The 20,867-nt window shown below is 60.6% G+C and carries 16 protein-coding genes; 7 read left to right on the top strand and 9 right to left on the bottom strand.

Annotated elements, in window-relative coordinates; translation table 11 throughout:
* Positions 1 to 143: 143 nt before the first annotated feature.
* The 7 genes from A8O26_RS25975 (at position 144) to A8O26_RS25945 (ending at position 10,219) form a co-directional block, all read left to right on the top strand.
* Positions 144 to 1,304: an efflux RND transporter periplasmic adaptor subunit gene (locus tag A8O26_RS25975; RefSeq protein WP_064120506.1), complete on the top strand. Its 1,161-nt coding sequence runs from the start codon at positions 144 to 146 to the stop codon at positions 1,302 to 1,304.
* The gene (locus tag A8O26_RS25970) at positions 1,301 to 4,402 is read left to right on the top strand and encodes a multidrug efflux RND transporter permease subunit (protein ID WP_064120505.1); all 3,102 of its coding nucleotides are present in this window, start codon (positions 1,301 to 1,303) and stop codon (positions 4,400 to 4,402) included. The genes A8O26_RS25975 and A8O26_RS25970 overlap by 4 nt, the downstream gene beginning before the upstream one ends.
* A 9-nt stretch (positions 4,403 to 4,411) precedes the next feature.
* Positions 4,412 to 5,089 carry a heavy metal response regulator transcription factor gene (locus A8O26_RS25965; protein WP_007916978.1) on the top strand — a complete coding sequence of 226 codons (678 nt, stop codon included), beginning with the start codon at positions 4,412 to 4,414 and terminating at the stop codon, positions 5,087 to 5,089.
* The gene (locus A8O26_RS25960; protein ID WP_064120504.1) at positions 5,079 to 6,443 is read left to right on the top strand and encodes a heavy metal sensor histidine kinase; all 1,365 of its coding nucleotides are present in this window, start codon (positions 5,079 to 5,081) and stop codon (positions 6,441 to 6,443) included. Before A8O26_RS25965 ends, A8O26_RS25960 begins: the two co-directional genes overlap by 11 nt.
* A 323-nt stretch (positions 6,444 to 6,766) precedes the next feature.
* Positions 6,767 to 6,988 (top strand): hypothetical protein, encoded by a 222-nt coding sequence (locus A8O26_RS25955; protein WP_064120503.1) that lies wholly within the window; start codon positions 6,767 to 6,769, stop codon positions 6,986 to 6,988.
* Positions 6,989 to 7,184: 196 nt separating this feature from the next.
* Positions 7,185 to 8,501, top strand: a complete 1,317-nt coding sequence (locus tag A8O26_RS25950; RefSeq protein ID WP_064120502.1) for an OprD family porin — start codon at positions 7,185 to 7,187, stop codon at positions 8,499 to 8,501.
* A 209-nt stretch (positions 8,502 to 8,710) separates the two neighbouring features.
* On the top strand, positions 8,711 to 10,219 hold the full coding sequence (locus A8O26_RS25945) for a sensor domain-containing diguanylate cyclase (protein ID WP_064120501.1): 1,509 nt from the start codon (positions 8,711 to 8,713) through the stop codon (positions 10,217 to 10,219).
* Between the two features lie 178 nt (positions 10,220 to 10,397).
* On the opposite strand, the gene lpxC is transcribed toward A8O26_RS25945, so the two are convergent.
* The 9 genes from lpxC to murD form a co-directional block, all read right to left on the bottom strand.
* Positions 10,398 to 11,309 carry a UDP-3-O-acyl-N-acetylglucosamine deacetylase gene (gene lpxC, locus A8O26_RS25940; RefSeq protein ID WP_007916984.1) on the bottom strand — a complete coding sequence of 304 codons (912 nt, stop codon included), beginning with the start codon at positions 11,307 to 11,309 and terminating at the stop codon, positions 10,398 to 10,400.
* A 112-nt stretch (positions 11,310 to 11,421) separates the two neighbouring features.
* Entirely contained in the window at positions 11,422 to 12,618 is a 1,197-nt protein-coding gene (ftsZ, locus tag A8O26_RS25935) for a cell division protein FtsZ (RefSeq protein ID WP_007916986.1), read from the bottom strand.
* Between the two features lie 68 nt (positions 12,619 to 12,686).
* Entirely contained in the window at positions 12,687 to 13,946 is a 1,260-nt protein-coding gene (gene ftsA / locus A8O26_RS25930; RefSeq protein WP_064120500.1) for a cell division protein FtsA, read from the bottom strand.
* A 15-nt stretch (positions 13,947 to 13,961) separates the two neighbouring features.
* Positions 13,962 to 14,828 carry a cell division protein FtsQ/DivIB gene (locus A8O26_RS25925; RefSeq protein WP_041073143.1) on the bottom strand — a complete coding sequence of 289 codons (867 nt, stop codon included), beginning with the start codon at positions 14,826 to 14,828 and terminating at the stop codon, positions 13,962 to 13,964.
* 4 nt (positions 14,829 to 14,832) lie between these two features.
* Complete coding sequence (locus tag A8O26_RS25920) at positions 14,833 to 15,792, bottom strand: D-alanine--D-alanine ligase (RefSeq protein WP_064120499.1); 960 nt, start codon at positions 15,790 to 15,792, stop codon at positions 14,833 to 14,835.
* Positions 15,789 to 17,249, bottom strand: coding sequence for a UDP-N-acetylmuramate--L-alanine ligase (gene murC / locus A8O26_RS25915; RefSeq protein WP_064120498.1), 1,461 nt, complete (start codon positions 17,247 to 17,249; stop codon positions 15,789 to 15,791). The genes A8O26_RS25920 and murC overlap by 4 nt, the downstream gene beginning before the upstream one ends.
* A complete protein-coding gene (gene murG / locus A8O26_RS25910; RefSeq protein WP_064120497.1) occupies positions 17,242 to 18,312 on the bottom strand; it encodes an undecaprenyldiphospho-muramoylpentapeptide beta-N-acetylglucosaminyltransferase in 1,071 nt (356 codons plus the stop codon). The genes murC and murG overlap by 8 nt, the downstream gene beginning before the upstream one ends.
* Positions 18,302 to 19,519, bottom strand: a complete 1,218-nt coding sequence (gene ftsW, locus A8O26_RS25905) for a putative lipid II flippase FtsW (protein WP_007916996.1) — start codon at positions 19,517 to 19,519, stop codon at positions 18,302 to 18,304. Before ftsW ends, murG begins: the two co-directional genes overlap by 11 nt.
* Positions 19,516 to 20,862: a UDP-N-acetylmuramoyl-L-alanine--D-glutamate ligase gene (gene murD, locus A8O26_RS25900; protein WP_064120496.1), complete on the bottom strand. Its 1,347-nt coding sequence runs from the start codon at positions 20,860 to 20,862 to the stop codon at positions 19,516 to 19,518. Before murD ends, ftsW begins: the two co-directional genes overlap by 4 nt.
* Positions 20,863 to 20,867 lie beyond the last annotated feature (5 nt).

The raw sequence follows: 20,867 nt of genomic DNA, 5'->3' as shown, positions 1-20,867 counted from the left end.
AACCCTAAGCCGCCGTTACCGCAGCAACGGATATGTACCCAGCGAAACTGACAGCGCTGACAGCTAGCCGTCACCCTACTGACCCGCAGACAGGTTTATAAAGACAACAACCCTGCCCAAACTCCGTCCGGCGCCCACCCCGCATGCGAATCCAAAAGAACAAAGCCCTGCTCGCCACCCTATTGATCGTCCTCGCAGGCGCAGGTCTGTGGTACGCCCTGAAACCCGCCCCGACCAAACTCGCCACCCCCACAGCAATCCCCGTGCGAGTCATAGCGGTCAGCGAAAAAGACGTCCCCCGCTACACCAGCGGCATCGGCTCCGTACTCTCATTACACAGCGTCGTAGTGCGCCCCCAGATCGACGGCATCCTCACCAAAATCCTCGTCAAGGAAGGCCAACTCGTCAAAACAGGCGACCTGCTGGCCACCATCGACGACCGCTCCATCCGCGCCAGCCTCGACCAGGCCCGCGCGCAACTGGGCGAAAGCCAGGCGCAACTGCAAGTCGCCCTGGTCAACCTCAAGCGCTACAAACTGCTCACCGTCGACGACGGCATTTCGAAACAGACCTACGATCAGCAACAAGCCCTGGTCAACCAACTGAAAGCCACCGCCCAAGGCAACCAGGCCTCCATCGATTCCGCCCAGGTACAACTTTCCTACACGCAGATTCGCTCCCCGGTCACCGGCCGCGTCGGTATTCGCACAGTCGATGAAGGCAACTTCCTGCGCATGACCGACACCGCCGGCCTGTTCACCGTCACCCAGATCGACCCGATCGCCGTCGAGTTCTCCCTGCCACAGCAAATGCTGCCGACCCTGCAAGGCCTGATCAACGACCCGCAACGCGCGCAGGTCAAGGCCTACATCGGCGCCGACACCGACGGCGAAACCGGCAACCTGCTCGGCGAAGGTCACCTGACCCTGATCGACAACCAGATCAACGCCAACACCGGCACCATCCGCGCCAAGGCCGAATTCGACAACGCCAGCCAGAAACTCTGGCCCGGCCTGCTGGTCACGGTAAAAATTCAGACAGCCCTCGACAAGGATGCGCTGGTCGTACCACCCACCGTCGTACAACGCGGCCTCGACCAACACTTCGTCTACCGGGTAAACGGCGACAAGGTCGAAGCCGTGCAAGTGCAGATGGTTTACCAAGGCAGCGGCCAGGACATCATCAAAGGCGTGAAGTCCGGTGACGTGCTGGTGACCGACGGCCAGTCGCGGCTCAAGCCCGGTTCGACCGTGCAAGTGATGACCGAGCCGGCGCAGGTGGTGCAAACGGAGCCGAAACCATGAAGGCGCACAAAGGCGTCTCCACGTGGTGCATCGATCACCCGGTCGCGACGATTCTGCTGACCATCGCGCTGGTGCTGGTCGGCGCCATTGCCTTCCCGCGCTTGCCAATCGCCCCACTGCCGGAAGCGGAATTTCCGACGATTCAGGTTTCCGCGCAGTTGCCCGGCGCCAGCCCCGACACCATGGCCTCGTCCGTGGCCACGCCGCTGGAGGTGCAATTCAGCGCCATCCCCGGCATGACCCAGATGACCTCCAGCAGTGCGCTGGGCTCAAGCCTGCTGACCCTGCAATTCACCCTCGATAAAAGCATCGACACTGCTGCGCAAGAAGTCCAGGCGGCGATCAACACCGCCGCCGGCAAACTGCCCAAGGACATGCCGACGCTGCCCACGTGGAAGAAGGTCAACCCGGCCGACAGCCCGGTGTTGATCCTCAGCGTCAGCTCGACGCAAATGCCCGGCACCGAACTCAGCGACCTGGTGGAAACCCTGCTCTCGCGTCAGATCAGTCAGATCGACGGCGTAGGCCAAATCAACATCACCGGTCAGCAACGTCCGGCGATTCGCGTGCAAGCCTCGGCGGACAAACTGGCGGCGATCGGCCTGACCCTCGCCGACATTCGGCTGGCGATCCAACAGACCAGCCTCAACCTCGCCAAAGGTGCGCTGTACGGCGAATCAAGCATCTCGACGCTGTCGACCAACGACCAGTTGTTCCACCCCGAGGACTACAGCCAGCTCATCGTTTCCTACAAGGATGGCGCCCCGGTTCACCTGCGTGATGTCGCCAAAGTCGTCAACGGTTCGGAAGATGCCTACGTGCAAGCCTGGGCCGGTGATCAACCCGGGGTGAACCTGGTGATCTCGCGCCAGCCCGGCGCCAACATCGTTGAAACCGTTGATCGCATTCAAGCTGCCCTGCCCGGCCTCGAAGCGATGCTGCCGGCCTCGGTGCAGGTGAAAACCCTGATCGACCGTACGCAGACCATTCGGGCCTCGTTGCATGAAGTCGAAATCACCCTGTTGATCGCGATCCTGCTGGTGGTCGCGGTGATGGCGCTGTTCCTGCGTCAGCTGTCGGCGACCCTGATTGTTTCGGCGGTACTCGGTGTGTCGTTGATCGCCAGTTTCGCCTTGATGTACATCCTCGGTTTCAGCCTGAACAACCTGACGCTGGTGGCGATCGTCGTCGCGGTCGGCTTCGTCGTCGACGATGCGATCGTGGTGGTGGAAAACATCCACCGCCATCTGGAGGCCGGCGACGATATGCGCGAAGCGGCGATCAAGGGCGCCGGCGAGATCGGCTTCACCGTGGTCTCGATCAGTTTCTCGCTGGTGGCAGCGTTTATTCCGCTGCTGTTCATGGGCGGTGTGGTCGGGCGACTGTTCAAGGAATTCGCCCTGACCGCGACTTCGACCATCATGATTTCCGTGGTGGTGTCGCTGACTTTGGCGCCGACGCTGGCCGCGCTGTTCATGCGCAAACCGGTGCACCACGCCCACGCCAAACCGGGCTTCAGCGAACGCCTGCTCGGCTGGTACGAAAAAGGCCTGCGCCGCGCCCTCGCCCATCAGAAATTGATGATCGGCGTATTCGGTTTGTCGCTGGCGATGGCCATCGCCGGTTACATCTTTATCCCGAAAGGTTTCTTCCCGGTGCAGGACACCGGTTTCGTCCTCGGCACCACCGAAGCTGCGGCGGATATCTCCTACGGCGACATGGTGAAAAAACACTTGGCCATGGCCGAAATCGTCGCTGCCGATCCGGCCGTGCAGGCGTTCTCCCATTCGGTCGGCGTGTCCGGCAGTAACCAGACCATCGCCAACGGCCGCTTCTGGATCGCCCTGAAAAAACGTGGCGACCGTGATGTTTCAGCCAGCCAGTTCATCGACCGCATCCGCCCGCAACTGATGAAAGTCCCCGGCATCGTCCTCTACCTGCGCGCCGGCCAGGACATCAACCTCAGCTCTGGCCCGAGCCGCGCGCAATATCAATACGTGCTTAAGAGTAACGACGGCGCGACCCTCGCGACATGGACGCAACGCCTCACGGAAAAACTGCGCAGCAACCCGGCGTTCCGCGACATTTCCAACGATCTGCAACTGGGCGGCAGCATCACCCACATCAGCATCGACCGCAGCGCCGCCGCACGTTTCGGCCTGACCGCGAGCGATGTCGACGAGGCACTGTACGACGCGTTCGGCCAGCGGCAGATCAATGAATTCCAGACCCAAGTCAACCAGTACAACGTGATTCTGGAGCTGGACACCAAACAACGCGGCAAGGCCGAAAGCCTCAACTATTTCTACCTGCGTTCGCCGCTGAGTGGCGAGATGGTGCCGCTGTCGGCGCTGGCCAAATTCGATGCGCCGACCATTGGCCCGTTGTCGATCGCCCACGACGGCATGTTCCCGGCCGCCAACCTGTCGTTCAACCTTGCGCCCGGCGTGGCGCTGGGTGATGCGGTGATTCTGCTCAATCAGGCCAAGGCCGAGATCGGCATGCCCACCGCCATCAGCGGCAATTTCCAGGGCGCGGCACAGGCGTTCCAGAGTTCGCTGGCCAGTCAGCCATGGCTGATTCTTGCGGCGCTGGTGGCGGTGTACATCATTCTCGGTGTGCTTTATGAAAGCTTCGTGCACCCGCTGACGATCATCTCGACGCTGCCGGCGGCGGGTTTGGGCGCGGTGATCATGCTGTGGATCTGCGGCCAGGACTTTTCGATCATGGCGTTGATCGGCCTGGTGTTACTGATCGGTATCGTCAAGAAGAACGGCATCCTGATGATCGACTTTGCGCTGGAGGCGCAGCGTCATCGAGGCCTGTCGCCGCAGGATGCGATTTTCGAAGCGTGCATCACGCGGTTCCGGCCGATCATCATGACCACCCTCGCCGCCCTGCTCGGCGCCCTGCCGCTGATGCTCGGCTACGGCACCGGCGCCGAACTGCGCCAACCGTTGGGGATCGCGGTGGTCGGCGGTTTGCTGGTCAGCCAGATGCTGACGTTGTTTACCACTCCGGTCATATACTTGTGGCTCGAGCGGCTGTTCCACCGGCCCAAACCGATGCCCTCACCGGCATTGGCGACCACAGACTGAGGCAGGGTCATGCGCGTTCTGATTATCGAAGACGAGGAAAAAACCGCGGACTATCTGCACCGCGGCCTGACGGAACAGGGTTACACCGTGGATCTGGCCCGCGACGGCGTCGAGGGTCTGCATCTGGCGCTGGAAAGCGACTACGCGGTGATCGTCCTCGACGTCATGTTGCCGGGCCTCGATGGCTTCGGCGTGCTGCGCGCATTGCGTGCGCGCAAGCAGACCCCGGTGATCATGCTCACCGCCCGCGAGCGCGTCGAAGACCGCATCAAAGGCCTGCGCGACGGGGCCGACGATTACCTCGGCAAACCGTTTTCCTTCCTCGAACTGGTCGCGCGCCTGCAAGCGCTGACCCGGCGCAGCGGCGGCCATGAACCGGTGCAAGTGAGCATCGCCGACCTGTGGATAGATCTGATCAGCCGCAAGGCGACCCGTGCCGGCACGCGTCTGGATCTGACGGCCAAGGAATTTTCGCTGCTCAGTGTCCTCGCCCGCCGCCAGGGTGAAATCCTCTCGAAAACCGCGATTGCCGAGATGGTCTGGGACATCAATTTCGACAGCGATGCCAACGTCGTCGAAGTGGCGATCAAACGCCTGCGCGCCAAGCTCGACGGCCCGTTCGACGAGAAGTTGCTGCACACCATTCGTGGCATGGGTTATGTGCTGGAGAGCCGTGGTGTCCAGTAATTCGATTGCCCTGCGTTTAAGCGGCATGTTCACGCTGGTGGCGCTGCTGGTGTTTCTGTTGATCGGCGGCGCGTTGTATCAGCAGGTCGACAAAGGCTTGGGGCTGCTGCCGGAAGCCGAACTGGATGCGCGTTACAGCGTGCTCGAATCGGCGCTCAATCGCTTCGGTACGCCGGAGCATTGGGTGAAGATCAACGCCAAGTTGAAGCTGCTTGGCGAGGAAGACAAACGCATTCGGTTCTGGGTGGTGAGTGGCGATCCGGGATACGAGTATGGTCAGCCCGATGCGGCGATTCGCGCGTTCGCTCAAGGCCCGTTGGGCATGCATGACCTGCAGTTACCCGACCATCCCTATCCGCTGAAAGTGTTGCTCACCGAGCTGCCGGCCAAGGATCAACGTCCGCCGCTGCGCTTCATGATCGGCATTGATACCGAGACGTTTCATGAGACTCAGCACAATCTGTTGATCGCCCTGATCGGGCTGGCGATTGTCGGTGTGCTGATGGCTTCGGCGCTGGGTTATTGGGTGGCGCGGATTGGTCTCAAGCCACTGATCAAACTGTCCCACGAAGCGCAAAGACTGGCACCACCGCTGCGCGCTGGGCGCTTGCGTTTGTCGCCGTTGCCGCCGGAGCTGGAGCAGTTTGTCGACTCGTTCAACTCGACGCTGGAGCGGGTTGAACAGGCCTATTCAAGGCTGGAATCGTTCAACGCCGACGTCGCCCATGAGCTGCGTTCGCCGCTGACCAATCTGATTGGCCAGACGCAAGTGGCGCTGACTCGCGGACGCTCTGCCGAACACTATTTCGAGGTACTGCAATCCAATCTCGAAGAGCTGGAACGGCTGCGTTCAATCATCAATGACATGCTGTTTCTCGCCAGTGCCGATCAGGGCAACAAGGCGACCAAACTGACTTCTACTTCGTTAGCCGATGAGGTGGCGACGACGCTGGAGTATCTGGATTTCATCCTTGAAGACGCGCAGGTTGAGGTGCAAGTCAGTGGTGATGCGCTGGTGCAGATCGAGGTCGCGCATTTGCGTCGGGCGTTGATCAATTTACTCAGCAACGCGGTGCAGCACACCGGGGCGGGTCAGGTGATCGAGGTGCGGATTGAGGTTGAAGCGCATCAGGTGAGTATTGGTGTCGCCAACCCGGGATCGCCGATTGCCAGTGAGCATTTGCCACGGTTGTTCGAGCGATTTTATCGGGTCGATGCGTCGCGCAGTAACAGCGGCAATAACCACGGATTGGGGCTGGCGATCGTCAAGGCGATTGCGCTGATGCATGGGGGGGATGTGTTTGTGCGCAGTGATCGGGGGATGAATACCTTCGGGATTTATTTGCCGGTCTGAAAAGCCCCTCACCCTAACCCTCTCCCAGAGGGAGAGGGGACTGATCGGGGGATGCTGCAGATGTGCACCGACCTGATCTTGATTCACCGAATCCATAATCGACTCGATCTTTCAGGTCGATGTACAACGCCAGACACCTCGGTCAGCGCCCTCTCCCTCCGGGAGAGGGCTGGGGTGAGGGGGTTGCTCTTGGCCGCACCGCGATCTTCGACTTTTACCTCCCGCGCAACAGTCATTTATGAAAATCACGCTGTTTCCCGACGCCCGGCAACCTTATCTTTGCCCGCACCAAACAGCACTCGCCAAGCGAGAAGGTTTTCAAGATGTCCAACAGTATGGGTATTGCCAGCGCGTTCGTTTTGTCCTCATTGATCCTGTCGCCGGTGGCGATGGCTGAAGAATCGCAGTCGTTCGTGGCGCAGAATGTCGCTCGCGCTCAGGCCTTCGATCAGCATCAGGCTGAAGTGATGGCCAAGGCGCAAGACGCTACGCAAGCCCCGCAGGCATTAACTTCCCAGGCTCAAGTATCCGAGAAGGACAGCTGAGTCGCGCACCGCGCCAACGTTTCCCTCGACGCGGTTGTTTGGCTCTTCCCGTTCAACCGTCGTCATTCCAGGCCGCTGCCGTTCAGCGGCCTTTTTTCGTTGTGGTTTGAAAGCCGTTTGGTTCGTCTGTAACAACAAGAAACATCAAGCCCTCAAGCCATTGCAGGGCCAGTTGACCCAAGGAGCTCCATCGCAAGTGCGTTACCCAGTCCGCTACACCCCGCTGTTCATTGCAATTGCCGCAACGATTGCCCCCGCCGCCCACGCCGACGAGTCCGCCAACGAAGGCTTCGTCGAAGGCTCAAGCCTCAATCTCAACGCCCGCAACTACTACATGAATCGCAACCGCTTGCAGAAAGCGGACGACAACATCGAGTGGGGCCAGGGCTTTCTCGGGGTGTTCCAGTCGGGTTACACCGAAGGCACGCTCGGTTTCGGCATCGATGCCCACGCCATGCTCGGGCTGAAACTCGACGGTGGTGGCGGCACGGACGGGTCGAGCATCTTGCCGGTCCGCGAGAATGGCGGCAAAGCGCCGGGGGCATTCTCTACGGCGGGCGGTACGTTGAAAATGCGCGCGTTCGATACCGAGTTGAAGGCCGGTGACCTGTTCCTCACCAACCCGGTGATTGCTGGCGGTGAAACACGCATGCTGCCGCAGACTTTCCGTGGCGTCAGTCTGACCAATCACAGTTTCGATGGCTGGTTGATCGAAGGCGGCCAGGCCAGTTTCACCAAGCCGTACAACCAAAGCGGCCACACGCGCATTGGCACTTCCTACGGCACGCTGGCGGACGGCGATGAGAGCCAGCATCTGAACTGGGCCGGCGTGGCGTGGAGCGGTGTCGAGGGTTTGACCAGCAGCCTTTACGCTTCCGAGCTGAAGGACATCTGGAACCAGTACTACTACGACCTCGACTACACGTGGCAGTTGAACGATCTGGTCAGCCTCAACCCGGGCCTGCACTTCTATCACACGCAAGACACCGGTGATGCCCTGCTCGGCAACATCGACAACAACACTTACAGCCTGCACTTCACCGTCGGCGTGGGTAGCCACAGCGTTACCGCTGCGTATCAGCGAGTCAACGGCAACACGCCGTTCGATTACATCAGTCAGGGTGACAGCGTTTACCTCGACAACTCGCAGCAGTATTCCGACTTCAACGGCCCGAACGAACGCTCGTGGAAGCTTAAATACGCCTATGACTTCGCCGGTGTCGGCGTGCCGGGTCTGACCTCGTCGGTGTCCTACTCGCGCGGCACGGTGGACCTGACCAAGGTTGACTCCGACAGTAAAGGCTATTCCAACTGGTACAGCGCCGACGGCCGTAATGCCAAGCACTGGGAACGCGATCTCGACTTGAAGTACGTGGTGCAGAGCGGTCAGGCCAAAGATCTGGCGGTGCACCTGCAATGGGCCACCAACCGTGGCGGTAACGGTTACGGTGTGATCGATTCAGACACAGATGAATACCGCGTCATCATCGACTACCCGATCAACGTCTTCTAAGATCGGCGCCATAACACCGTATTGAATTCCAGGATCTACCCTTGTGGGAGCGAGCCTGCTCGCGAAGGCGGTCTATCAATCGACATCTATGTTGAATGACATGCCATTTTCGCGAGCAGGCTCGCTCCCACATTGGGAATGGTTTCTGGCTTCGGCTGTGGTGTTTGGCCTACTACGCTTATAAGACTCCCCCAACCGACAGCCCAATCATGATCGCGAGCCGTACCCCACCCGTTGCGGGCAAAACCGGACGCCCCGAGCTGCTGCTGATCTGCGGCAGTTCGCTGACCGTGATCGCGATTTTGTGCATCGTCACGTTCCTGCTGATTCGTGAGCATGCCAATGCTCAGGAATCGGCCACCCGCAGCGCCACCACCATCGCACAACTGATCGACGCCGATGTGCTGCGCACGGTCGAGTTGTACGACCTGACCCTGCAAGGTCTGATCGCCGCCGCCCAGCGCGATGACCTGCAAGATGTCTCTCCGCAGATCCGTCATCTGGCGCTGTTCGACCGCTCGACCACGGCGCGCTTCAAAGGCGACATTCTGCTCCTCGACAAGCATGGCGATGTCATCGCCGACTCTTCGCGGATCGAGGCAAAACCGGGCAACTTTGCCGACCGCGATTACTTCCTCGCGCACGCGTTCAATCGCGACATCGGCATGTTTATCAGTCGCCCGTTCAAGACCCGTTGCGACTGCGATGAAGCCAACCAGTGGCGGATCAGCTTCAGTCGACGGATTTCCTCGCAAACCGGTGAGTTTGCCGGCGTGGCCGTGGCGTCGATGAAACTCGACTACTTCGACCAATTATTCAACAGCCTCGACATCGGCAAAGGCAGCACGCTGAACATCATCGACAACGACGGGGTTCTGCTGGCGCAAAAGCCCTATTTGCAAAGCGACTCCATCGGCAAGAGCTTCGGCAACCGGCCTAACGTGATCCGGATCCTGCGCGACAAGGATGGCAATGGCAGTTTCACCAGCACCTCAAGCATGGACCAGCAACAGCGCCTCTACACCTATTCGCGGGTCGGCAATCTGCCGCTGACGGTGATGGTCGCGCTGTCCAGTGATGAAGTGTTCGGCACTTGGCGGCGCACCGCGATGTTGATCAGCGGCGCTACGGGGATACTGTGCGTAGGGTTGTTATGGCTGACCTGGCTGCTGGCTCGCGAGTTGCGTTTGCGCCAACGGGCCGAACGGGAGCTGGCGCAATTGGCCGCCACCGATGCGCTGACCGGTGTAGCCAATCGTCGGATGCTTGATCAGGCGCTACGTCACGAGTGGTTCCGCGCCCAGCGCTCGGGCAAGCCGCTGTCGGTGATGATGATCGATGCCGATCACTTCAAGGCTTTCAATGATCGACATGGGCATCAGGGCGGGGATCAGGCGCTGAAGACGCTGGCGCGAGTCATTGCTGAAAATGTCCGGCGACCGGCGGATCTGGTCGCACGTTATGGGGGTGAGGAGTTTTCGGTGATTCTGGCCGAGACCGACAGTCATGGCGCGCAGCAGATCGCCGAGCATATTCGTCAGGCGGTGCAGCAATTGCCGTTGGTCGACGGCGCTGAGCGGCCGATGACCGTGAGTATCGGCATTGCCACTTGGGTGGCGACGAGTGAGATGACGCTGGAGCAGTTGCTGTTTGCGGCGGACAAGGCGCTGTATCAGGCCAAGGAAGGTGGGCGTAATCGGGTGGTAGTGGCTGCCTGAATGTTCTGCGCATTTTGCGCTGGCGCCTTCGCGAGCAGGCTCGCTCCCACATTTGAAATGCATTCCCCTGTGGGAGCGAGCCTGCTCGCGAAGAGGCCGGATCAGCCACTAGAGAAATTGCAGGCATAAAAAAAGGCCATCCGAGGATGGCCTTCAAAAAACTAGAGAGGTTTTTTACTTACACTGCCGCAACCGGGCGCATGTAAGAGATTGGTGCGGTACTGGCGTCTTCGAACGTCACTACTTCCCAAGCATCTGTTTGCTCAATCAACTTGCGCAACAGCTGGTTGTTCAGTGCATGACCGGACTTGAAGCCTTTGAACTCACCAATCAGGCTGTTACCCAGCAGATACAGATCGCCAATGGCATCGAGGATCTTGTGCTTCACGAATTCGTCTTCATAGCGAAGACCGTCTTCGTTCAACACGCCATCGGCATCGACCACGATTGCGTTTTCAACGCTGCCGCCGAGTGCGAGGTTGTGCTTGCGCAGGTACTCGATATCACTCATGAAACCAAAGGTACGGGCGCGGCTGACTTCTTTTACGAACGAAGTGCTGGAAAAATCCACGCTTGCACTTTGGGTGCGGTCCCGGAATACCGGGTGATCGAAATCGATCTCGAAGCTCACCTTGAACCCTTCGAAAGGGACGAAAGTGGCGCGCTTGTCGCCGTCTTCCACTGTCACTTCACGCAGGATACGGATGAATTTCTTGGCGGCGTCCTGTTCTTCCAGGCCTGCCGATTGAATCAGGAATACGAAAGGTCCAGCGCTGCCATCCATGATCGGGACTTCGGACGCGGAGAGCTCGACGTAGGCGTTATCGATGCCCAGGCCAGCCATGGCCGAGAGCAAGTGCTCTACCGTGTCCACTTTCACGTCGCCGTTAATCAGCGTCGTCGACATAGTGGTTTCACCGACGTTTTCCGCGCGGGCAGGGATCTGCACCACAGGGTCGAGGTCAGCGCGACAAAACACAATGCCAGTGTCGACAGGCGCAGGCTTGAGGGTCAGATAGACCTTCTCACCGGAGTGCAGGCCTACACCTGTGGCACGGATAATATTTTTCAGTGTGCGTTGTTTAATCATGGCTTGGGCCGCTTCAGCGCAAATTGCGAACTGGTATCAACAAAGGCTGGCGATGATAGCAGACCATGCCTTTGCTGAACACCAATCACCTTCATAGCCCTGATACATTCCATCAATCGGCCTGACGACGCAGGAAAGCCGGGATGTCCAGGTAGTCCAGATCATCTTGCGGATTCATCTTCGCGGCAGCCGCAGCACCGGCCTGAGCCTGGTTGCGCATGACGGTCGGACGGTCCAGATCACGATAGTTGACCGCTGGCGCTTCCTGACGGGCCGCAGCCGGTTGTTGCACCTGGGCGGAAGCCATGGAGGTGTGAACGGTGTTGTCGATGACCTTTACAGGCTTCTCGATTTTCGCGCCCAGACCAGTGGCAACCACAGTTACGTGCAGCTCGTCGCGCATGTCCGGATCGATAACGGTACCGACCTTGACCATTGCGTGCTCGGAAGCGAAGGCTTCGATGATGCTACCCACGTCGGAGTACTCACCCAGAGACAGGTCAGGACCGGCGGTGATGTTCACCAGGATGCCGCGTGCGCCTTGCAGGTTCACGTCTTCCAGCAGCGGATTGCGGATCGCCGCTTCAGTGGCTTCACGTGCACGGTTCGGACCGCTGGCGCAGCCAGTGCCCATCATCGCCATGCCCATTTCGCTCATCACGGTACGCACGTCGGCGAAGTCGACGTTGATCATGCCCGGACGCTTGATGATGTCGGAGATACCGCGAACGGCACCGGCCAGTACGTCGTCAGCCTTGGCGAAAGCCGACAGCAGGCTTGCGTCTTTACCGAGGATGGTCAGCAGCTTCTCGTTGGGGATAGTGATCAACGAGTCGACGCTTTCCGAAAGCATGCGGATGCCTTCGTCGGCGATCTGCATACGCTTGCGGCCTTCGAACGGGAACGGACGAGTCACGACCGCAACAGTCAGAATGCCCATTTCCTTGGCCACTTCGGCAATGATCGGCGCAGCACCGGTACCGGTACCGCCGCCCATGCCAGTGGTGATGAACACCATGTTGGTGCCCTGCAGGACTTCGGCAATGCGCTCACGGTCTTCGAGAGCGGCCTGACGACCTACTTCAGGGTTGGCGCCGGCGCCCAGACCTTTGGTCACACCGGTACCCAGTTGCAGAATGGTGCGCGCGCCGATGTTTTTCAGCGCTTGAGCATCAGTGTTGGCGCAGATGAATTCAACGCCTTCGATGTTGCTCTTGACCATGTGGTTGACAGCGTTGCCGCCGCCACCGCCAACACCGATAACTTTGATTACCGGGCTTGCGGGGATGTTGTCTACGAGTTCGAACATTTTCCCTCTCCTTACATTCTCTAGTTTTTTCGCCTACTGCATTTTTGTTGCGGTGTTGCGGTAAAGCTTTAGAAGTTGCCTTGAACCCACTTCTTCAATCGGTCCAGCAACGGCGCCTGTGGCTCTTCGTTGCTGTAGCTGTCGCGGCTGCCGATGCCGGAGAACGAAACCCCGTCGGACTGCTTTTGCAGGCCGTACATCAACAAGCCAACGCCAGTGGAATAAATCGGGTTGCGCACCACGTCATCCAGGCCTTTCACACCGTGCGGCACACCGAGGCGGACCGGCATGTGGAAGATTTCTTCGGCCAGTTCAGTGGCGCCTTCCATCTTCGAGGTACCGCCGGTGAGGACGATGCCGGCCGGGATCAGGTCTTCGTAGCCGCTGCGACGCAGCTCGGCCTGGATCAGCGTGAACAGTTCGTCGTAACGCGGCTCGACCACTTCGGCCAGGGCCTGACGCGACAGTTCGCGCGGTGGACGGTCACCAACGCTTGGCACCTTGATGGTTTCACCGGCACCGGCCAGTTTCGCCAGGGCGCAGGCGTAGCGAATCTTGATTTCTTCGGCGTACTGGGTCGGGGTGCGCAACGCCATGGCGATGTCGTTGGTCACCTGATCACCGGCAATCGGGATCACCGCGGTGTGACGGATCGCGCCTTCGGTGAAGATCGCGATGTCGGTGGTGCCGCCGCCGATGTCGACCAGGCACACGCCCAGCTCTTTCTCGTCGTCGGTCAGCACCGAGTAGGCCGAGGCCAGTTGCTCGAGAATGATGTCGTCGATTTCCAGACCGCAGCGACGCACGCATTTTTCAATGTTCTGTGCGGCGTTGACGGCGCAGGTGACCACGTGAACCTTGGCCTCCAGACGCACGCCGGACATGCCCAGTGGCTCACGAACGCCTTCCTGGTTATCGATCACGTAATCCTGCGGCAGGGTGTGCAGCACACGCTGGTCAGCCGGGATCGCCACGGCCTGAGCGGCGTCGAGCACGCGCTCAAGGTCGGCCGAGCTGACTTCGCGATCACGGATCGCGACGATGCCGTGGGAGTTCAGGCTGCGGATGTGATTGCCCGCCACGCCGACGAACGCCGAGTGAATGCGGCAGCCCGCCATCAGTTGGGCTTCTTCGATCGCGCGCTGGATCGATTGCACGGTGGACTCGATGTTGACCACCACGCCCTTCTTCAGGCCACGGGACGGATGGGTACCGATCCCGACGATTTCCAGCGTGCCGTCGTCGGAGACCTCGCCGACCAGCGCCACCACTTTGGAGGTGCCGATATCGAGACCGACGATCATTTTGCCGCTTTGCACGTTTGCCATGGGTCCTGCCTCTTCTTAATTCTTTGCGACAGCGGGTTGGGCTGTCGTCGGCGCTACAGGTTCCCGCCAGCCAACAGCGAGGCCGTTGGCGTAGCGCAGATCGATGCGCGCAATGTTCGTAATCTGGTCTTTAAGCGTCTTGTCATAGATGGCGATAAAGCGGCGCATCTTTTCCACCAGGTTGCCGCGTCCCAGCAGCAACTCGATGCCGGGGCCGGAACTGCCGGCACCGGTAGTCAGGAACCAACTCCCGCGTTCACGCAATTCCAGGCGCGCAATCGAGAAGCCCAACGGGCGCAGCATCTGGCTCAGCACCTGATACTGCTGCATCACTTGCTGCTGGGCCCGTTGTGGGCCGAACAGCTGTGGCAGGTGTTCGTAGTTCGCCAGTTCCTTTGGCGTAAACGCCTGGCCCTGGTTGTTGAGCAACGACTCGTCGCCCCAACGCGCCACCGGCAGTTGTTCTTCGAGGCGGATCACCACTTGGTCCGGCCACACACGACGGACTTCGGCGTGGGCGATCCACGGCATCTGTTCAAGCTCGGTGCGCATCCCGGCGAGGTCGATGGTGAAGAAGCTCGACGCCACGTACGGGGCGATCCGCTGCTGCACCGCTTGCTGGCTGATGTAGCTCAGGTCGCCCTGCACGGCGATTTTGGTGATCGGCCGGTCGGCGTACGGCAGCAAACGTTGCGCGCCTTCGTAGGTACCAAAGCCCAGCGCAACCAACAGCACCGGCCAGAACAGACTTTTCAGAAAACCAAAATTGGCTTTCGGCAGGCGCGCGGACATCGGCTCTTTCGCCACCATGCGGCTGGCACCCCGCGGCACCGGCTTGCGGCCGGGTGCGGGAGGCTGATGTCGGAGCTGAGCGCCTTGCATCGTCTTAACCTCTAGCGTCTTCAACACTGGCGGCCAGAATGGCCAGAACCAGTTGCTGGAAATCCAGACCGGCCGCACGCGCGGCCATCGGTACCAGACTGTGATCGGTCATGCCCGGAGCGGTGTTCACTTCGAGGAACCAGAACTGCCCGTCGGCGTCCTGCATCACGTCCGCCCTGCCCCAACCGGCGATACCCAGCGCCTCACAGGCCTTGGCCGTGAGCTCCATGAGTTCCTGTTCCTTGGCGGCATCCAGCCCGCACGGAATGCGGTACTGGGTATCGTTGGCGATGTACTTGGCGTCGTAGTCGTAGAACGTGTGCGGTGTACCCAGGGCGATTGGAGGCAACACCTGGTCACGCAGGGTGGCGATGGTGAACTCCGGACCTTGAATCCATTGCTCAACCAAGACTTGCGAATCGTAGGTACTGGCCGCTTTCCATGCGTCGATCAACTCGGACGCAGAACTCACTTTGGCCATCCCGATACTTGAACCTTCATGCGCCGGTTTGACGATCAAAGGGAAGCCCAGTTCCGTCGCCGCCGAAATACAATCGGCTTCGCTGCACAGCACGGCGTGACGCGGCGTCGGAATCCCGAGGCTGTGCCAGACCTGCTTGGTGCGCAGTTTGTCCATCGCCAGTGCCGAAGCCAGAATGCCGCTGCCGGTGTACGGAATACCCGCCACTTCGAGCAGGCCCTGCATGGAGCCGTCTTCACCGCCACGGCCGTGAAGAATGATGAAGGCGCGGTCGATCTTCTCGCTGAGCAGACGTTGCAGAATATCGTCGCCAACGTCGATGCCGAACGCATCCACGCCAGCGCTTTGCAGGGCATCGAGCACGGCGTTACCGGATTTCAGCGAAACCTCACGCTCGGCACTCAGACCGCCGAAGAGCACGGCGACGCGGCCGAAGTCTTTCGGCGCGATCGTGGAAAACAGCTTGGCGTAGGCAGCAGTCATTTCAACTTCCCCTCGACCGACGCCGCCACGGCGCCAGCGAACAATTCACTTTTCAACAGCTTCGGCGCGAGACCGCCGATATCACCGGCGCCCTGGCACAGCAGGATGTCGCCGGCACGCAGCAGTGGCTTGACCAGCGGCGCCAGATCGACGCCACGCTCGATGTAGATCGGGTCGAGCTGACCGCGCTGGCGGATGCTGTTGCACAGCTTGCGGCTGTCGGCACCGGGGATCGGCTCTTCGCCGGCCGGATAAACTTCCATCAGCAGCAGAACATTGGCGTCGGCCAGTACATTGACGAAGTCGTCGTACAGATCGCGGGTGCGGCTGTAACGGTGCGGTTGATACACCATCACCAGACGGCGCTCCGGCCAGCCACCGCGCACGGCTTTGATCACTGCCGCGACTTCAGTCGGGTGGTGACCGTAGTCATCGACCAGCATCACGTTGCCGCCGTCCACCGGCAGTTCGCCGTAGACCTGGAAGCGTCGGCCAACACCCTGGAAGCCAGAGAGACCCTGAACGATGGCTTCATCGCTGACGCCTTCGTCGGTGGCGATGCAAATGGTCGCCAGCGAGTTGAGCACGTTGTGGTTGCCCGGCATGTTCACCGACACGTCCAGCGGTTCACGATCCGGGCGCAGCACGGTGAAGAACGTCTGCATGCCTTGCTGGCGAATATTGATCGCGCGCACGTCAGCGTCTTCGCTGAAGCCGTAGGTCACGGTCGGACGCTTCACCAGCGGGAGGATTTCACGCACCACCGGATCGTCCAGGCACATCACCGCCAAACCGTAGAACGGCAGGTTGTGCAGGAACTCGACGAAGGTTTTCTTCAGTTTGTTGAAGTCACCGTCGTAGGTCGCCATGTGGTCGGCGTCGATGTTAGTGACCACGGCCACCAGCGGTTGCAGGTGCAGGAAGCTCGCATCGCTTTCATCGGCTTCGGCGATCAGGTAACGGCTGGTGCCGAGCTGGGCATTGGTGCCCGCGGCATTCAGACGGCCACCAATCACGAACGTCGGATCCAGACCACCGGCGGCGAACACCGAAGCGATCAGGCTGGTGGTGGTGGTTTTGCCGTGCGTGCCGGCGACGGCGATGCCGTGGCGATAGCGCATCAGTTCGGCGAGCATTTCGGCGCGCGGCACCACCGGGATACGACGCTCAAGGGCAGTCGCGACTTCCGGGTTGGAGGTGTTCACGGCGCTCGACACCACCAGCACATCGGCGGCAGCGGCGTTCTCGGCACGGTGGCCGATGAAGATGTGCGCGCCGAACGATTCCAGACGTTCGGTGACCGGCGAAGCTTTCAGGTCGGAACCGGACACTTCATAGCCCAGGTTCAACAACACTTCGGCAATTCCGCACATGCCCACGCCGCCGATACCGACGAAGTGGATGCGACGGATGCGGCGCATTTCCGGTTGTGGCATGGCTTTCTGATTCTCAACCATGGGCCACCTCCAGACAGGTATCGACCACGCTACGGGTGGCATCGGGTTTCGCCAGACGGCGGGCCGCTTGGGCCATATCTTCGAGTCGTTGCGGTTGCATCAAGACCTCTGTCAGGCGCGCGGCAAGGTCCGCGGCACCAGTCGTTCTTTGCGGCATCAGGAAGGCAGCGCCTTCACGGGCCAAATAATCGGCGTTGCGGGTCTGGTGATCGTCGATTGCGTGGGGCAAAGGCACCAGCATCGAGGGCAGACCGGCGGCAGCCAGCTCACTGATGGTCAACGCGCCTGCGCGGCACACCACCAGGTCAGCCCAGCCATAGGCCTGGGCCATGTCTTTGATGAACGGCTGCACCTGCGCATCGACGCCGGCGGCGCGGTAGCGCTCTGCAGTCACTTCATCGTGGTTTTTGCCGGCCTGATGAAACACTTCCGGGCGCAAATCGGCAGCGACTTGGGCCAGGGCTTCAGGCAGCAATTTGTTCAACGGTTCTGCGCCAAGGCTTCCGCCGAGGATCAGCAAACGCGCTTTGCGACCGGCCAGAGCAGGTCGCGATGTGTCGAGGAACAGCTCGCTGCGCACCGGGTTTCCGGTGGTACGGCGGGTGTCCGACAGAGTAAAGGTGTCGGGGAACGCTTCACACACCCGAGCGGCGAACGGCACCAGCAACCGATTGGCGGTGCCGGCCACAGCGTTCTGCTCATGAACGATTACCGGCACGCCGGCCAGTTTCGCGGCAAGGCCACCAGGGCCAGTCACATAACCACCGAAGCCAACCACGCACACCGGCTGCAAGCGACGGATGATCGCCCGCGCCTGCCAGACCGATTTGAGCAGCATGAACGGCGCCTTGAGCAGCGACAGCTTGCCCTTGCCGCGCAGGCCGGTGGCGTTGATGCGGTGCAGTTCAAGACCTGCGGCCGGCACCAGTTCATTTTCAATTCCGCGTGGCGTGCCGAGCCAGTGCACGGTGTAGCCGCGCGCCTGAAACTCGCGGGCACAGGCCAGCGCCGGGAACACGTGGCCGCCGGTGCCGCCGGCCATGATCAATACATTAGCGCCCATGATTCGGCTCCTCGGCGAAGTCGCTTTCATGGAATTCCATTTCTTCACTGCCCAGGTGGGTTCGACTCTCCCACTCGATCCTCAGCAACAAGCCAAGGCAGGCACAGCAGATCACCAACGAACTGCCGCCGTAACTGAGGAACGGCAATGTCAGACCCTTGGTTGGCAGCAGGCCGACGTTCACACCGATGTTGATCAGGAACTGACCAATCCACAGGAACGACAGACCGTAAGCCACGTAAGCGGCGAAGAACTGTTTGGCTTTCTCGGCCCACAAGCCGATGTACATGCCGCGAATACACACGAACACGAACAGCGCGACGGTGCACAGCGAACCGACGGCGCCGAGCTCTTCGGCCAGTACCGAGAACACGAAGTCGGTGTGCGCTTCCGGCAGGTAGAACTGCTTCTGCACGCTGTTGCCCAGACCGACGCCCAGCCACTCACCGCGACCAAAGGCGATCAAGGCTTGCGACAATTGATAGCCGGCGCCGAACTGGTCGGCCCACGGGTCGGCGAAGTTGGTCAGACGCGCCATACGGTACGGTTGCATTTGAATCAGCAAGACCACGGCGCCGACCGCCAGCACCACCATCAGCGAGAAGCGGAACAACCCGACCCCGCCGAGGAATAGCATTGCCGCCGCTGCACCCATCATCACCACGGTGGCACCGAAGTCCGGCTCCATCAGCAACAGGCCCGCCATCGGCAGCAGCACGATGAACGGCTTGAAGAAACCCATCCAGCTTTCGCGTACTTCTTTCTGACGCCGCACCAGATAACCGGCGAGGTAGATCACCACGAACACTTTGGCGATTTCGGACGGCTGCACGTTGAAGAAGCTGAACCCGATCCAGCGCATCGAACCGTTCACTTCGCGGCCGATGCCGGGAATGATCACCATCACCAGCAAGCCGAACGCACCGATCAACATCAACCAGCCAAGACGTTGCCAGGTGGCGATCGGAATCATCATGGTGACGATGCACGCGCCCAGTCCGAGTACCACATAAATAAGGTGGCGAATCATGTAATACAGCGGGCTGCCCGACTGCGCCGCCGCGACTTCCGTGGACGCCGAGGCGATCATGATCAACCCGAGACCAAGCAGCGCCAGGCAACCGGCGAGCATCGGGAAATCGAGGTCGATACCGCGCCCGGTGATGATCGGCGACGGATACGGTTTGATGATATTGCGCAGGCTCATGCCAATTCCTCCACAGCGCGGACGAACTGGTGACCACGGTCTTCGTAATTCTTGAACATGTCGAAACTGGCGCAGGCCGGCGACAACAGCACCACATCACCCGGCTGGGCGGCGGCGCGGCATTGCGCAACGGCGTCAACCAGCGAGGTCGCGCGAATCAGTGGCACGGCATCGCCAATCGCCTCGCCAATCTTGTCGGAGTCGCGGCCCATCAGGATCACCGTACGGCAGTTGGCCGCGACTGGATCACGCAAATCGTTGAACTCGGCACCCTTGCCATCGCCACCGGCGATGAGGATGACCTTGCCGTCGATGTCTGCGCCCAAGCCTTCGATGGCGGCCAGTGCGGCGCCAACGTTGGTGGCTTTGGAATCGTTGTAGTAAGCGACGCCATCGAGATCACGCACCCACTGGCAGCGGTGTTCGAGGCCGGCGAAGGTGCGCAGTGCCGCGAGCATGGCGTCGAACGGCAGGCCCACGGCATGACCGAGCGCCAGCGCCGCAAGGGCATTGGACTGGTTGTGTGCGCCGCGAATCTTCAATTCGCGCACTGGCATCAGGTTCTGGAATTCGAAGGCCAGATACTTCTCGCCGTCTTCTTCACGAATACCGAACGCCTTGAAATCCGGTTTGGTCAGGCCGAAGGTCCAGCACGGCTGGCCCTCGCCCATCAGCGGACGGCTCAGCGCATCCTGACGGTTGACCACGAACTGCTTGGCACCCCGGAAGATCCGGTGCTTGGCCAGGTGGTACGCCGGCAGACCGCTGTAGCGATCCATGTGGTCTTCGCTGATGTTCAGCACGGTGGCCACTTCAGCGTTGAGCTGGTCGGTGGTCTCCAGCTGGAAACTCGACAGTTCCATCACGTACAGCTCGACGTCGTTGCTGAGCAGATCCAGCGCCGGGGTGCCGAGGTTGCCGCCGACGGCGACACGTTTGCCGGCCGCGGCCGCCATCTCGCCGACCAGGGTGGTGACGGTGCTTTTCGCATTGGAACCGCTGATGGCCACGATCGGCGCCTGCGCGTTACGCGCGAACAGCTCGATGTCGCCGGACAGTTTCACGCCACGGGCCGCGGCGGCTTGCAGGGCCGGGGTCGCCAGCGCCAGGCCGGGGCTCACGTAGAGCTCGTCGGCACGGCAGAGGAATTCGACGTCCAGCTCGCCACAACGCACTTCCACGTGCGGATAGTCACGCTTGAGCGTGGCCAGTTCCGGTGGATTTTCCCGCGTGTCCGCCACGGCAAACGACGTGCCCCGGTTCGCCAGGAAGCGAACCAGGGACATGCCGCTCTTGCCGAGGCCGACAACGATGCGGAAGTGGTCAGAAGCGATCAGAGACACTCGTT

Origin of the sequence: Pseudomonas fluorescens, from assembly GCF_001648775.1 — a bacterium.
Lineage (GTDB): Bacteria > Pseudomonadota > Gammaproteobacteria > Pseudomonadales > Pseudomonadaceae > Aquipseudomonas > Aquipseudomonas fluorescens_M.
Note: the sequence above shows the minus strand (reverse complement) of the source record. Positions and strands in the feature narration are given on the sequence as shown.

Excerpts from the sequence above, each read along its gene's own strand:
- A8O26_RS25975 (WP_064120506.1), top strand. The coding sequence starts at position 144 with ATGCGAATCCAAAAGAACAAAGCCCTGCTCGCCACCCTATTGATCGTC.
- A8O26_RS25970 (WP_064120505.1), top strand. The coding sequence starts at position 1,301 with ATGAAGGCGCACAAAGGCGTCTCCACGTGGTGCATCGATCACCCGGTC.
- A8O26_RS25965 (WP_007916978.1), top strand. The coding sequence starts at position 4,412 with ATGCGCGTTCTGATTATCGAAGACGAGGAAAAAACCGCGGACTATCTG.
- A8O26_RS25955 (WP_064120503.1), top strand. The coding sequence starts at position 6,767 with ATGTCCAACAGTATGGGTATTGCCAGCGCGTTCGTTTTGTCCTCATTG.
- A8O26_RS25945 (WP_064120501.1), top strand. The coding sequence starts at position 8,711 with ATGATCGCGAGCCGTACCCCACCCGTTGCGGGCAAAACCGGACGCCCC.
- lpxC (WP_007916984.1), bottom strand. The coding sequence starts at position 11,309 with ATGATTAAACAACGCACACTGAAAAATATTATCCGTGCCACAGGTGTA.
- ftsZ (WP_007916986.1), bottom strand. The coding sequence starts at position 12,618 with ATGTTCGAACTCGTAGACAACATCCCCGCAAGCCCGGTAATCAAAGTT.
- ftsA (WP_064120500.1), bottom strand. The coding sequence starts at position 13,946 with ATGGCAAACGTGCAAAGCGGCAAAATGATCGTCGGTCTCGATATCGGC.
- A8O26_RS25925 (WP_041073143.1), bottom strand. The coding sequence starts at position 14,828 with ATGCAAGGCGCTCAGCTCCGACATCAGCCTCCCGCACCCGGCCGCAAG.
- A8O26_RS25920 (WP_064120499.1), bottom strand. The coding sequence starts at position 15,792 with ATGACTGCTGCCTACGCCAAGCTGTTTTCCACGATCGCGCCGAAAGAC.
- murC (WP_064120498.1), bottom strand. The coding sequence starts at position 17,249 with ATGGTTGAGAATCAGAAAGCCATGCCACAACCGGAAATGCGCCGCATC.
- murG (WP_064120497.1), bottom strand. The coding sequence starts at position 18,312 with ATGGGCGCTAATGTATTGATCATGGCCGGCGGCACCGGCGGCCACGTG.
- ftsW (WP_007916996.1), bottom strand. The coding sequence starts at position 19,519 with ATGAGCCTGCGCAATATCATCAAACCGTATCCGTCGCCGATCATCACC.